General features: G+C 59.3%; 12 protein-coding genes. 8 read left to right on the top strand and 4 right to left on the bottom strand.

The window, feature by feature from the left end; translation table 11 throughout:
- Nucleotides 1-31: 31 nt before the first annotated feature.
- The 3 genes from IE123_RS07440 (at nt 32) to IE123_RS07430 (ending at nt 1,837) form a co-directional block, all read left to right on the top strand.
- The gene (locus IE123_RS07440; RefSeq protein ID WP_229819655.1) at nt 32-679 is read left to right on the top strand and encodes a serine O-acetyltransferase; all 648 of its coding nucleotides are present in this window, start codon (nt 32-34) and stop codon (nt 677-679) included.
- Between the two features lie 115 nt (nt 680-794).
- Entirely contained in the window at nt 795-1,073 is a 279-nt protein-coding gene (locus IE123_RS07435) for a hypothetical protein (RefSeq protein ID WP_189516695.1), read from the top strand.
- Nucleotides 1,074-1,201: 128 nt separating this feature from the next.
- On the top strand, nt 1,202-1,837 hold the full coding sequence (locus IE123_RS07430) for an NAD(P)H-dependent oxidoreductase (RefSeq protein ID WP_189516692.1): 636 nt from the start codon (nt 1,202-1,204) through the stop codon (nt 1,835-1,837).
- Between the two features lie 83 nt (nt 1,838-1,920).
- On the opposite strand, the gene IE123_RS07425 is transcribed toward IE123_RS07430, so the two are convergent.
- Nucleotides 1,921-2,625 carry a hypothetical protein gene (locus IE123_RS07425; protein WP_189516690.1) on the bottom strand — a complete coding sequence of 235 codons (705 nt, stop codon included), beginning with the start codon at nt 2,623-2,625 and terminating at the stop codon, nt 1,921-1,923.
- 495 nt (nt 2,626-3,120) lie between these two features.
- Between IE123_RS07425 and IE123_RS07420 the strand changes: the two genes are divergently transcribed.
- Together IE123_RS07420 and IE123_RS07415 are read left to right on the top strand one after the other, a co-directional pair.
- Nucleotides 3,121-4,533, top strand: a complete 1,413-nt coding sequence (locus tag IE123_RS07420) for an MFS transporter (protein WP_189516688.1) — start codon at nt 3,121-3,123, stop codon at nt 4,531-4,533.
- 258 nt (nt 4,534-4,791) lie between these two features.
- Complete coding sequence (locus IE123_RS07415; RefSeq protein WP_189516686.1) at nt 4,792-4,995, top strand: cold-shock protein; 204 nt, start codon at nt 4,792-4,794, stop codon at nt 4,993-4,995.
- Between the two features lie 207 nt (nt 4,996-5,202).
- Here the strand turns inward: IE123_RS07415 and IE123_RS07410 are convergent, their stop codons facing one another.
- Nucleotides 5,203-6,768: a methyl-accepting chemotaxis protein gene (locus IE123_RS07410; RefSeq protein ID WP_189516684.1), complete on the bottom strand. Its 1,566-nt coding sequence runs from the start codon at nt 6,766-6,768 to the stop codon at nt 5,203-5,205.
- A 263-nt stretch (nt 6,769-7,031) separates the two neighbouring features.
- On the opposite strand from IE123_RS07410, the gene IE123_RS07405 reads away from it, so the two are divergent.
- From IE123_RS07405 to IE123_RS07395, 3 genes are all read left to right on the top strand, one after another.
- Nucleotides 7,032-7,493, top strand: a complete 462-nt coding sequence (locus IE123_RS07405; protein ID WP_189516682.1) for a GNAT family N-acetyltransferase — start codon at nt 7,032-7,034, stop codon at nt 7,491-7,493.
- Between the two features lie 121 nt (nt 7,494-7,614).
- Nucleotides 7,615-8,691, top strand: a complete 1,077-nt coding sequence (gene rluF, locus IE123_RS07400) for a 23S rRNA pseudouridine(2604) synthase RluF (protein WP_189516680.1) — start codon at nt 7,615-7,617, stop codon at nt 8,689-8,691.
- A gap of 132 nt (nt 8,692-8,823) precedes the next feature.
- Nucleotides 8,824-9,660 (top strand): YrhK family protein, encoded by an 837-nt coding sequence (locus IE123_RS07395; protein ID WP_189516678.1) that lies wholly within the window; start codon nt 8,824-8,826, stop codon nt 9,658-9,660.
- Between the two features lie 103 nt (nt 9,661-9,763).
- On the opposite strand, the gene IE123_RS07390 is transcribed toward IE123_RS07395, so the two are convergent.
- The gene (locus IE123_RS07390; RefSeq protein WP_189516676.1) at nt 9,764-10,330 is read right to left on the bottom strand and encodes an HD domain-containing protein; all 567 of its coding nucleotides are present in this window, start codon (nt 10,328-10,330) and stop codon (nt 9,764-9,766) included.
- Nucleotides 10,331-10,541: 211 nt separating this feature from the next.
- Nucleotides 10,542-12,086 carry a M20/M25/M40 family metallo-hydrolase gene (locus tag IE123_RS07385; RefSeq protein WP_189516674.1) on the bottom strand — a complete coding sequence of 515 codons (1,545 nt, stop codon included), beginning with the start codon at nt 12,084-12,086 and terminating at the stop codon, nt 10,542-10,544.
- Nucleotides 12,087-12,312 lie beyond the last annotated feature (226 nt).

The raw sequence follows: 12,312 nt of genomic DNA, 5'->3' as shown, positions 1-12,312 counted from the left end.
GCCTGATACGCCTTGATTCGGGGTCATCTGGATGCGGGAACACAATATCTACTACTACACCCTGGCGCGGCTGGCGCCCTTTCTGGAGCGTGCCACGCTTGAGCTGCTCGGCGAGCGTCATGACACGCAGGCCATGGCGCTGGCGGGTGAGGATCTCAGGGCCCTGATTGCCAGCGACCCGTCGCATCGGGGCCTTGAGCAGTGTTATCTGGAGAGCTGCTCACCGTTCATTGCGGTATCCACCTATCGGCTGGCGCACGCCTGCTGGGCACGTGCGCCCCTGATGGCGATGAAACTCTGCCACGCCGCACGTGTGGCCACCGGCGTCGAGATCCATCCGGGGGCGGTCATCGGCCAGCGCTTTATCGTCGATCACGGCACCGGCACGGTCATCGGTGAAACCACCGTGATCGGCGATGACTGCACGGTGCTCAATGGTGTAATCATCGGCTCAAGGCGCATGAACGCCAACGTGAGCGGCAAGCGCCACCCGACCATCGGCGATCGCGTCAGCATCGGCGCCTACAGCCAGCTGCTGGGCAATATTGTCATCGGTGACGACGTACGCATTCACCCCTGGTCGGTGATCACCCGGGACATGCGCCCCAGCGAACGCGCCTACGCCTGTCATGCCCATCATTTCGATCCGGCCCAGCCCGGCAGCGCGCTGACCCAGTAGCCCGACAAGGCCTGGCATCATCACCCGAGACTTTATGCTATGCATCAAAGGCAGGATGGACAGCACGCGGGCTTCACAACAGCATGGCGGGGTACGTCTTTCAAAGGACAAGCCCATGAGCGCCCCCTTTATTACCGACAGTCTGCTGCTGCGTTGCCGTCGGGAGCAGCGCGTCCAGCACGAGCGTAACCGCCAGAGCTTTGATCCGGCGGCCATCAACGATCGCAAGGAACTCTCCCTGCTGGTCGAGCAGGCGCTGGCCAACGGCCAGGACTATGCCGCCATCGTTCGCGAGCATCAGAGCATCCATCTGACCGAGGACGATCTGGTCATGCTGATCGGCCCCGAGCAGGCGCTGCGTGATCGTATCGAAAGGTTCGGCCAGCTACACTGAGCCTCGCCCCTTGTGCCGAAGGCCCCGCCCGCGCAGTGTGCCGGCGGGGCCTTGTTGCATGGCAGAGACACTGTTGCTGCGCGCACTCGATCAGGGCCCCTTTGATCACTGCAAGGAGACGTCCCGACATGACACTGACCGATGCCCTCCACTGGCGCTACGCTGCCAAGCGCATGAACGGCGAGCAGGTACCACAGGAAACGCTTGAGCGGATCATGGACGCCGCCCGGCTGGCGCCCTCCTCCTTCGGGCTGCACCCCTGGTCGCTGGTGCATGTGAGAAGCCAGGATCTGCGCGCGCGCCTGCATGACGACGCCGCACCGCAGCCGCAGGTCATCGAGGGCTCCGATCTTCTGGTGTTTGCCGTGCATGATCGCGACTTCAAGGCCCAGGTCGATGACTACATCACCCACATGGCCCACACCCGGGAGGTCGATGAAAGCTCGCTGGACGGCTTTCGCAACATGATCAAGGGCGTGATGGATCAAAAGGGCAGCCACGAGGCATGCCTTGAATGGGCCGCGCGGCAGGCCTATATCGGCATGGGCGTGGCGCTGAGCGCTGCAGCACTGGAAGAGGTCGATGCCTCACCGATGGAGGGCTTTTACCCGGCAAAGCTGGATGAGGCGCTCGGCCTGCAGGAAAAGGGGCTTAAAAGCGTGGTCATCATGGCGCTGGGCTATCGCGATACCGAACGCGATCAGGGCGCCGGACGCGCGAAGGTGCGTCGCGACCGGGACGACTTCGTCTACACCATCGAGTGATGGAGCATACCGGCATGAAAACGCCCCGCACTGCGGGACGTTTTCACATGGTGCTACCGGTGGCGGCAGAGGGATTCAATGAATCAGCGCCGGCGCAGGGTTCTGAGCATATTGCCGACCCCATAACGCGGACTGGGATCGAAAAAGTGGGCCAGCAGGGTGAGCCGTGGCCCCGAGGCCGCAGGGCTTACGGCGCGATTGGTGTGCAGTGTGGTGCGACCGGCAAACAGCAGCGGGCGGCGCTCGGCAAAGCTTTCAAGCGTGAACTGGTCCTGCGCCAGCAGCTGCGTGGCGCGCCTGCGGTTGGCATAGCGCTTGAACCAGGCCTTGCCGGCAATGTTTTCAAGCTCGCTGCGCGGCTGGCGCCGGGCATTGGGACGATAGAGCAGCTCGCCCGCCTCGTTGCCATCGGCCGCCGTGGGAATGACAAGAGGGATGACCAGTGTGAACAGGTGCGAATCGAAATGGGCACGATACTGCTCGGTGCTGTTGCCGGGCGTCACCAGACGCGCAATGTGGTACTGATCCTCCAGACTGCCCTGGTAGCCAAGGTGTTTTCGGGCCATTTGATGCAGCACGGGGGCCAGGCCATCGCGCACGTCGAGGGCATCCAGCAGTCGGGCATGCGCCGGGGAGGAAGCACAAAAGGTACGATCGCCCACCTCCTGCATGATCTCCCGGGCATAGGCATCAATATCGACGCTTTCCGATAACGCCGGAAACATCATGGTACCGCGTTCCATGAAACTCTCTTGAGCAGTCTCCAGCGCCTGCCAGTAATGTGCCATAGCGTTCCATCGTCCGTTTTTGTAGTGTTGCTGTAGGCGATAGAACTAACACGCGTCATGTATGAGCGTCACCGAAGCCAAATACCCGGAATCTTGATCTGTCATATGGCAATCCGGTAATGCACTGTTTTTCCATGCAATAAAAAACACTTCATCACCGGCTTTCCGCGCATCCCGGCACAGTTCTGAGCCCATTCTGAACAGCCCGTGGTATCCCCGTACGGTTCATCTCCCGTTCTGCAGCCGATGCAGACGCATCGCCCCTGTCATGACACCGGCTGACCCGACCCTGGTCTCTACATCCATGGTCGTAGCCGCCAGCAACATCAGACAGTTAACTGCCGGCATACCCACTTCGATATTCCCATCAGGCAAAACTCATATTAGCCACATGGCCACCCGCGCCTATAGCCTGGCATGACGCACAGGCCTTCCGGCACTGCTTGCCCAGGCCTCACACGCAACGCCGCAGGCGAAGGTTACCGGAGGTCGGGCATGCGCCAGAAGAAAGTGACGCTGTTGGAGAAGATCGGATTTGGCATGGGTGACGCCGGCTGCAACATGAGCTTTGCCGCCGTCGTGATGTATCTGTCCTATTTCTATACCGACATCTACGGGCTCTCGCCGGCGCTGGTCGGGGTGATCTTTATCACCATGCGCGTGATTGATGCCGTCACCGACCCGATCATGGGATTTGTGGCCGATCGCACCCATACCCGTTGGGGCAAGTACCGCCCGTATTTGCTGTGGGTGCCGATCCCGCTGGCGATCTCGATTTTTTTATTGTTCACCACGCCGGACTGGAGCGATGGCGCGAAGGTGGTGTATGCCTTTGCCACCTATTTTCTGATGTCAGTACTTTATACCGCGGTGAGCATTCCCTACTGTTCGCTGGGCGGCGTGGTCACCGATGATCACAAGGCACGCGTGTCGTTTCAGTCCTGGCGGTTCTTCTTTGCAGGCGTCGCCTATCTGATCCTGACCGGCTCGCTGTTGCCGCTGGTGGAACTGCTGGGCGGCGGTGACGAGGCGCGCGGGTTTCAGCTCACCATGGGACTGATGGGCATCATTGCCCTGTTCATGTTCGGCTTTTGTTTTGCCACCACCCGCGAACGGGTCGAGCCGATCAGTGAGGAAAGAAAACCACTGAAGCAGTCGCTCAAATCGCTGGTCAAAAACGAGCGCTGGCTGATCATTCTCGGCATCACCTTTTTGCAGGCGATGCAGTTCTTTCTGCGCCAGGGGGCGGCGATCTACTTTGCCACCTACGTGATGATGCTCAGCGCCGGCGGCATCTCGTTTTTCATCACCGCCGCCATTGTCGGCAAGATGATCGGCGCGCTGATTTCGCCCTGGTTCACCAGCCGCTTCAGCAAGACCCACGTCTACATGAGCACCTCGCTGATCATTACGGCAGGCTCGATCGGACTTTTCTTCATGCCGTTCGATCAGATGATGCTGACCACCTTCGCCTTTGCACTTTTGAATCTCATCAACGGCATCGGCACGCCCATCTCCTGGTCGATGATGGCGGATGCCGAGGACTACGGGGAGTGGAAGACCGGTGAGCGCAATACGGGACTGGCGTTTTCGGGCAACCTGTTCTTTTTGAAGGTGGGGCTGGCGGTCGCCGGCGGGCTGATCGGGATGATGCTCGCCATCGGCGGCTATGAGGCCGGCGTTGAGACCCAGAGTGCCAGTGCGGTGCTGGCCATCACGCTGATGATGACGCTGATTCCGGCGCTGATTACCCTGCTGCTGGCCGGTGCCATCTGGCGCTTTCGCCTGGACGACACCCGCATGGACGCCATCCGCCGGGACCTGGAGACGCGTCGAGACGCGCACACGGCCGCCGCCATGGACGCCGAGGCCTTCCCGCCCGGTCACATGGCGCCGCGGCCGGGCTGAGGGTCAGGCGCTTGAGGCTACGCCATTACCTGACGGCGTGGCCTGCCATGCTTGCCGGGGCAAAACTCTTTTCGAACGTTTGATTGACCCTGCCCGCATGAACGTGCCACCATGACGTCAGTTGGTTAGCAAGTCGAATATAGTCAGTTGCACTCGAGTCCTTCGGTAGCCTGGTTTTATCCCCCTTGTTTTACCTGCTTCATCTGGGGCAACACCCGGTAACTTTTTATAGCGCGTTTCGCGCAAGGAAATTCGAAAATGGCAACTGGCACAGTCAAGTGGTTCAACGACGCTAAAGGCTTCGGTTTCATCTCTCCCTCCGACGGCGGTGATGACCTGTTCGCCCACTTCTCCGAAATCAAGGCTGAAGGCTTCAAGTCACTGCAGGAAGGCCAGCAGGTCTCCTTTGAAGTGACTCAGGGCAAGAAAGGCCTTCAGGCTGCAAACATCCAGGCAGACTAACCTTCGGGTTATCTTCTGGTCGGGATCGCAAGATCCTGAACGACAAGGCCCGCTTCGGCGGGCCTTGTCGTTTCCGTGTGTCTGGTACCGACCCATCGATTCAATTGCCGCGTCATACGTGATAGTGATGCCGAGATCCCAAAAGGCCCCGCACCTGGCGGGGCCTTTGGCTATCTGACATTCCAGTGACCGGGCATTGCTGCTGTATCAGGCGTGCGCCGTGTCCCGAATCCGGAAGGTGGCCACAAGTTGCTGCAGCTGGCCGGCCTGTTCTTCCAGCATGCTGGCCGCGGCCGTGGACTGCTCGACCATGGCGGCATTTTGCTGGGTGACCAGATCCATCTGGGCGATGGCGGTATTGACCTGATCCACGCCGCCATCCTGCTCACGCGAGGCCGTGGCGATCTCATTGATCAGCGTGGCAAGCTCTTCGATGGCGCCTCGCGTCTGCTCGATACTGGTGCCGCTGCGCTCTGCCTGGGACACGCCGGAAGTAATGCGCTGGCCCATGGTTTCCAGCAGCTGGCGAATCTCGCCGGCCGAGGTCGCGCTGCGATTGGCCAGTGCCCGCACTTCCGAGGCCACCACCGCAAAGCCACGCCCCTGCTCCCCGGCGCGAGCCGCTTCCACCGACGCGTTAAGGGCCAGGATATTGGTCTGAAACGAGATCGAATCGATGGTAGCCAGAATCTCGTTGACGCGCTGCGACTGCACGGCAATCTCCTTCATCAGCGACAGGCTCTGCACCACATCACTACTGCTGCTGCGTGCGCTGCCGGTGGCATCAATGGTCAGCGCATTGATCCGCTGGGTCGCTTCGGTGTTGTTTTTCACCGTGGAAGAGATCTCCTCCATGCTGGCCGCGGTTTCCTCCAGAGAGGCCGCCTGCTGCTCGGTACGGGAGGCAAGATCGTGGCTGGCATGAGACAGCTCGCTGGCACCGGCATGCACGCTCTGACAGGTATCGCGAATCGAACTCACCAGCGTCAGAAGCGATCCGTTCATCTTCTTCATGGATGCCAGCAACTGCGCGGTTTCATCGCGCCCGGTGACGATAATGTTCTGGGTCAGATCACCCTGAGCAACCTGCTCGGCCACATACAGCGCCTGCTTGAGCGGGCGTGTGATGCTGCGGGTAATGACGAGCGCCAGCGCAATGGCTACCAGCAGGGCGATCACGGCAAATGTCAGCAGGCTGACCATGGTCCGGGAATGCGCCGTTGTAATGGTGTCATCGGCACGGTCCATCCGCTCGGCGGCGACCGTGTTGATCTGATCGGCCAGTGATTCCAGCTGATAGACCTGCTCCTTGTAGGCACCAAAGGCCGCGTTGGCCTGAGCAGGCTCTGTCAGCTCACCGCTGATGATGCGCTGATGAATGGCCTGAAACCCCGCGGCATACGCCTCAAGCGCTGTCCCGGCCTGCGCGTAGAGCTTTTTCAGCGCATCGGTCGGGGCAATCTGCTGGCCCTGCGTCAGTGTCTGCGCCAGCGCCTGGCGAGAGGCATCCCATTTGTCGTAATAACCGGCGACCCTGTCGGGCGTGGCAATATTGATGAAGCTGTCCTTTTCAAACCGACGCTCCTCCAGCGCCAGGCGCTGTACGCTCATCGCGTTCTGTGCCAGCAGGGCATCCGTATTGATCGCCCTGTCAGCGGTATCCTTCATGCTGCCAAGCCCCATCAGCCCTACCAGAGCGCTGGCGATCAACAGCAGTGTCAGCACACCAAAGCCCATCCCCAGACGGGTGCCGATATTCAAGCGCGTCAGCATGGTCATGTCTCTCGTGAATCAATGAGCGTGCTATATCGACGTGCCCGGGGCTTTCTTGATGATAGCTTCCAGGAATTAAGATCGAACCATTAATGTTTCAAATTTATTACAGCATGCTTTTTCAATAGCGCCTTATACAAGAAAGCATTAAACGCCTGACACATGAGTCCCGGGTCCATGGAGCCCATACCTGCAGGCGCGGGTATACACCTCACGCCGAATCGGTTTATATCGAGTCTTCCTGATACTGCCGGCAGACCATCATGTCGATTGAGATCACATCGCTGCACGAACGCCCCGAGTTCATTGATGCCTGCAGCGCCTGGGCCTACGGCCAGTGGGGCGTGCACTCCGTGCGTACGCTGGAAGAGACCCGCCTGCTGTTTGCCAGCGCCGCCCATGGCAGTGGACTGCCGTTCACCCGGGTTGCCCATCACGGCAACTGGCCGGTCGGCATGGCCAGCCTTGCCGACAATGACTGCTCAAGACGCCCGGACCTGCGCCCCTGGCTTGCCGCCGTGTTTGTCCATCCGGACTATCGCGGGCAAGGCATTGCGGCCCGGCTGATCGAGACGGTCGAGCACGCCGCCCGGGCGCAGGGCGAAGACAGGCTCCACCTGATTACCGCCCACAGTCAGACGCTCTATGAACGCCACGGCTGGCATAAAACGGGCATGGTTCAATATCCGGATCGCGACTGCGTGCTGATGGAAAAGGCGCTATAGACCGAATCATTCCCACGGAAGGCATCACCGGCCTGCACATTGGCGCCATTGGCGCTACCATGGCCGCAGCGTCGACCTGCTTCAGCGACCGCTTCCATTACCTTCAGCCCTGCGAAACGTCATGCCACTACGAACCTCTACCCGCATCAATAAATACATCAGCGAAAGCGGCCTGTGCTCGCGCCGCGAGGCGGACCGCTTCGTGGAACAGGGCAAGGTCTGGATCAACGGCCGGCGCGCCACCACGGGCGATCAGGTCGTGGCCGGCGATCGGGTAAAGGTCAACGGTCAGGAGATCGAGCCGCAGGAAGAAGAAGACCTGATCCTGATTGCGCTCAACAAGCCCGTGGGGATCGTCAGCACCACCGAATCCAGCGAGAAGGACAACATCGTCGAGTTCGTCAAACACGGTGCGCGCATCTTCCCCATCGGCCGGCTCGACAAGGACTCCCAGGGGCTGATCTTTCTGACCAACAACGGTGATCTGGTCAACCGCATCCTGCGCGCCGACAACAACCACGAGAAGGAATACCAGGTGACGGTCGACAAGCCGATCACCGAGGAATTTGTGGAAGCCATGCAAAAGGGCGTGCCGATCCTGGGTCAGGTGACGCGTCGGTGCAGGGTCGAGAAGGTCTCCACGTTCGTGTTCACGATCACGCTGGTGCAGGGGCTTAACCGCCAGATTCGCCGCATGTGCGAATACTTTGGCTATGAGGTCACCCAGCTGATCCGCAACCGGATCATGAACGTCTCGCTCAAGGGGCTGGCGATAGGCGACTGGCGTGACCTGACGCCAAAGGAAATCGACACGATTATCGAGCTGACGGAAGGCTCCGACGCCGCACCGAAAGCGTCAAAACCCGGGTCCGGTTCCAAATCAGGCACACCGACACAGGGCGGCCAGAAGCCTGCGAAGGCCGAGACCTCCCAAAAGACCGACCCGCTGGGCATCGGCAAGCCCGCGCTGGATAAGATGAAGGCCAGGGGCCGAGCCAAACCCGCGGCCGGCAAGACACAGGCGGGCAGCGGCGCCCAGAAGCCTGCCAGAGGCAACAAGCCGGCGCCACAATGCAAGCCAGGCGGCAAGTCCCCCTCACAGTGCAAGCCGAGCGGCAAGCCCACAGGCAAGGGCAAAACCGGTACCGGCAAGCCCTCCCCGCGCGGTCAGGGCGGCCGGCCCGGCAAGAAGCGCTAAAGGCACCCAGGGGGCCAACAACAGTCGCCGGGCAAGCCTGCCCGGCGCTTTTATGGGTAATAGTCACTCCAGCCGCTATACAACGCCCTATCCAATACCCACACTTTCCTTTTTTGTCTCAGGTTAATTTCCATGCCGCATCTGTTTACCGATCGCCCCCGAAGCGCCCGACCGGGCCGGGGCAAGAGTGATCTCCAAAAGGATTACCGCTGGGAAGGCATCAACGCGGTGCTCTACGAGCTGGGCGGCGTCATGTTCATCGTCGGCAGCGTCATGTTCTACCCGCGCCTTGAGCACATCAGGGATATCGGCGCCTGGCTGTTTTTTGTGGGCTCGCTGGTCTATCTGGTCGTTCAGGCCCATGACGTGATCGAAGTGCGCCGCTTCTGGAAGAACAGCAACAAGGTCTCGCCCTCGCAACTGCTGGAGACCATCTCGCTGGCGGTCTATATCATCGGCACCGTGCTGTATGCCGTGGGCAGCCTGTTCTTTCTGTCATGGTGGCACTGGATCGTGCCCGGGGCGTGGTTGTTCATCATCGGCTCGGTACTCTTTCTTATCGGCGCCTGTCTCAACGTCATGATGGTGATTCGCGCCTCGGCCCTGCTCACCCTGCAGCTGATGAACCTCACTGCCGTCACCTTCGTGGTGGGCTCGGTGCTGTTTGTGGTCGGCTCGATTCCCTACCTCTGGGGTTTTGACAGCGTGGCGGACCATGACCAGCTGCATAACCTGCTGGCATCGCTCTTTCTGGTCGGCAGTGCCTTTTTCATGATCGGGGGCCTTTTCAACCATCAGCGCGCCAACATCGTCATTCGCCACCGCTTTGATGCCACCGCCGAGGACAGCGAAGCCGACGAGCGTCTGCTCGCCTTCCTGCGTGGTGAACTCAATGATCCCGAGCACAGTCTGGATGACGCTTTTGAGTACGAAGACAACACCACGGTAAAGCCCGCCAAACCTGCTTGAGCCCGGCCCGTGACCGGCCGGCCCTGCTGGCATACAAAAACCCCGACAGCACCTGGCTGATCGGGGTTTTGTATTTTGAAGCTCGGACAATGGCAGAAAAACGCTACTGGCCGTGATCGATCCGCCGCTGGGTCTCGCCATCGACCAGGGTGCGCAGCATGGTCAGCACCGGCTCGGCATCGGTCTGCTTGAGCCCGTAGGTCAGGTTGAACGCGTAATCGAAGTCCGCCGGATTATCGCCCTGACTGTGCTGCAGGATGGTCTCGAGCTTGTCGAGCCCTTTCACCAGGCGCGCCTCCCGCGAGGTGCCATGCTCGTAGTCCTCCCACAGGGACAGAAACTCGATCTTCAACGCCTCATCCAGCGGTGCCATGACGGTCAGCAGATCCAGTCGCTCCTGGGTGTTTTTGTCTGCATCCTGCGCAATGGCCGGCTGATCCCCGTGGATCGCCTCGCCCAGGTCATGCAGTACGCAGAGTTTCAGAACGCGCGTCATGTCCAGCGGCGCCAGCTCACGCTCGAACGTCATCGCCATCAGACACAGCCGCCACGTATGCGCTGCCGTATCCTCCTGCCGCCCGGTGCTGGTGTAGGCCGTGCGCAGCACGCTCTTGAGCCGCTCGGCCTCCTTTAAAAACGCCAGCCCGTTGCCGAGTCGCTCGATGTCCATGGGGGCTCCGATATTGCGTCGGTTTTAGTGTGTACGAGATGCGAGATCAGCAGAGACCATTCATCTCTTTTTCGCCCATCTGACCATAAAAAGAAAAATAACCCACGCCAGACATAAAAAAGAGCCGCCCCATCAAGGGAGGCTCTTTTCAAAAAACGCGTTAACGATCATTCATCGTGGCGTGGGTATTATCGATGGAGCATAAACCCTGTCACTGTGCGCCTTCCTGCAGGGGCCTTGTGATCAGACTGTAGAGAGTGCGTACTCCGTTAACATAATTGCCCATCCGCATATTTTCATCGCTGGCGTGCTGATTATTGTCAGCGTTGACCAAAGGCACAATGACAAAGGGTACCTGCAGGGCTTCCACAATTTCTGCCGTGGGTACAGTGCCGCCCATCATCCGGATACGCACTGGCGCGGGGTTTTCACCAAACGCCTCCACCATCGACTGGAACGCCCACCGGCCTACAGGTGCATCAATTGGCGTCGCCGCAGCGTTTCCACCCTCGGTCTGATAAGTGAAGCTTGCCAACTTGTCAAAGCGTGCTCTTTCTTCGTCGGTCGGTGTACCTGTCACCAGGTGATAGCCCTGTTGTTGAATATGATCTTCAACGAGCTTTGCAAGGTATCTGGCATCGGATTCCGGCGTCGTACGTAGATCCAGCTCGGCGACTGCCTTTTCAGGCACAACAGTGGCGACCTTGTCGCCCACTTCAGCCGATGCCATTCCACGAACATTGAGCGATGGATACTGCATGGCCTCCTGATAATTGGCGCCTACCCTGTCGGGCTTTGCGATACCAAGACGCTTTAACATGGCATCTTCATCATCCGGCACGGCCGCCATGATCCGACGATCATCGGCGTCAAGCTGCACACGGTCATAATAGCCCGGCACGGTGACACGCCCATCATCGCCCTTCATGGAAGCCAGCAGCGTCGCCAGGCGCTGAGCAGGATTGGGCGAGTAATTGCCATAGTGACCGCTATGTAATGCTTCCCTGGCGCCATAGACGGTAATGCGCGCCTGCGCTGCCCCTCGATTGCCAAAAATCAATGTCGGCTGGTTGGTGGCATGCATGGGTCCATCGTTGATCACGATGGCATCCGAGCGCAGTAAATCACGATGGGCCGACATCACCTTTCTGATCGAAGGCGAGCCTTTTTCTTCTTCACTATCAAGAATCACCTTCACGTTCACACCCTGAGCGGCGCCGCTGGCCTTCAGGGCATCCATTGTGGCAAGAAGCATCATGATGGGGGCCTTGTCATCGGCAGATGAACGCCCGAAAACCCGCCACTCCGGATCGACCGAACCACTAAATAACTTCGCGGAGTCCATCTCTTCCCATTCACCGGCGTCGGTACGGCGTTTGAGTACAGGCGTCCATGGATCCTTCTGAGACCACTGCTCTGGAACGACCGGCTGACCATCGAGATGCATGTAAAAAAGAACCGTCCTGAGCTCTGGATCAGCATCCGGCTGCTCTGCAAAAAGCATGGGCTTGCCATCGTTTTCCAGTTGCCGTGTCACAAAGCCGCGCTTGCGAAAAGCCGCCTCGAGAAACTCGACGTTTTTGCGTATATCGGCTGGAACGATCGCATCATTGGGAAGCGACAGGAGATCCAGATACTCGGCATAAGTATCCTGGGCATACTGGCCCGCAGCAGCAACGGACAGCTCAGCAGCACTGGCACTGCTGCACGCGACAAGCGCCGCCCCAGCGAAGAAAAAAGCACGTAATGTATTCATGACCCCTCGAACTCCATAAAAGCAACGAATGCCCGTTATTTTGGTTTTTAACTATCCTGCCGAAATATTATCTCAAGGCAAAACATTAATATTTTGCTCCATTCTCATGAATGGATCCCTGTTTCCCATCACACCATAACATGCTGCCTCAGCGCTTTTTTTAACCGCAACATCAAGGTCGATATCGATACCCAAGCGGCCTGAAAGGACATGACCAACGTCCTTT

It is taken from the genome of Kushneria pakistanensis, from assembly GCF_014652795.1.
GTDB lineage: Bacteria > Pseudomonadota > Gammaproteobacteria > Pseudomonadales > Halomonadaceae > Kushneria > Kushneria pakistanensis.
The sequence above is the reverse complement of the archived record's forward strand: the minus strand, read 5'-3'. Positions and strand labels throughout refer to the sequence as shown.

What these genes read in the sequence shown, in the direction of transcription:
- IE123_RS07385 (WP_189516674.1), bottom strand. Translation starts at nt 12,086, where the DNA reads ATGAATACATTACGTGCTTTTTTCTTCGCTGGGGCGGCGCTTGTCGCG.
- IE123_RS07415 (WP_189516686.1), top strand. Translation starts at nt 4,792, where the DNA reads ATGGCAACTGGCACAGTCAAGTGGTTCAACGACGCTAAAGGCTTCGGT.
- IE123_RS07425 (WP_189516690.1), bottom strand. Translation starts at nt 2,625, where the DNA reads ATGGCACATTACTGGCAGGCGCTGGAGACTGCTCAAGAGAGTTTCATG.
- IE123_RS07440 (WP_229819655.1), top strand. Translation starts at nt 32, where the DNA reads ATGCGGGAACACAATATCTACTACTACACCCTGGCGCGGCTGGCGCCC.
- IE123_RS07390 (WP_189516676.1), bottom strand. Translation starts at nt 10,330, where the DNA reads ATGGACATCGAGCGACTCGGCAACGGGCTGGCGTTTTTAAAGGAGGCC.
- rluF (WP_189516680.1), top strand. Translation starts at nt 7,615, where the DNA reads ATGCCACTACGAACCTCTACCCGCATCAATAAATACATCAGCGAAAGC.
- IE123_RS07405 (WP_189516682.1), top strand. Translation starts at nt 7,032, where the DNA reads ATGTCGATTGAGATCACATCGCTGCACGAACGCCCCGAGTTCATTGAT.
- IE123_RS07410 (WP_189516684.1), bottom strand. Translation starts at nt 6,768, where the DNA reads ATGCTGACGCGCTTGAATATCGGCACCCGTCTGGGGATGGGCTTTGGT.
- IE123_RS07435 (WP_189516695.1), top strand. Translation starts at nt 795, where the DNA reads ATGAGCGCCCCCTTTATTACCGACAGTCTGCTGCTGCGTTGCCGTCGG.
- IE123_RS07420 (WP_189516688.1), top strand. Translation starts at nt 3,121, where the DNA reads ATGCGCCAGAAGAAAGTGACGCTGTTGGAGAAGATCGGATTTGGCATG.
- IE123_RS07395 (WP_189516678.1), top strand. Translation starts at nt 8,824, where the DNA reads ATGCCGCATCTGTTTACCGATCGCCCCCGAAGCGCCCGACCGGGCCGG.
- IE123_RS07430 (WP_189516692.1), top strand. Translation starts at nt 1,202, where the DNA reads ATGACACTGACCGATGCCCTCCACTGGCGCTACGCTGCCAAGCGCATG.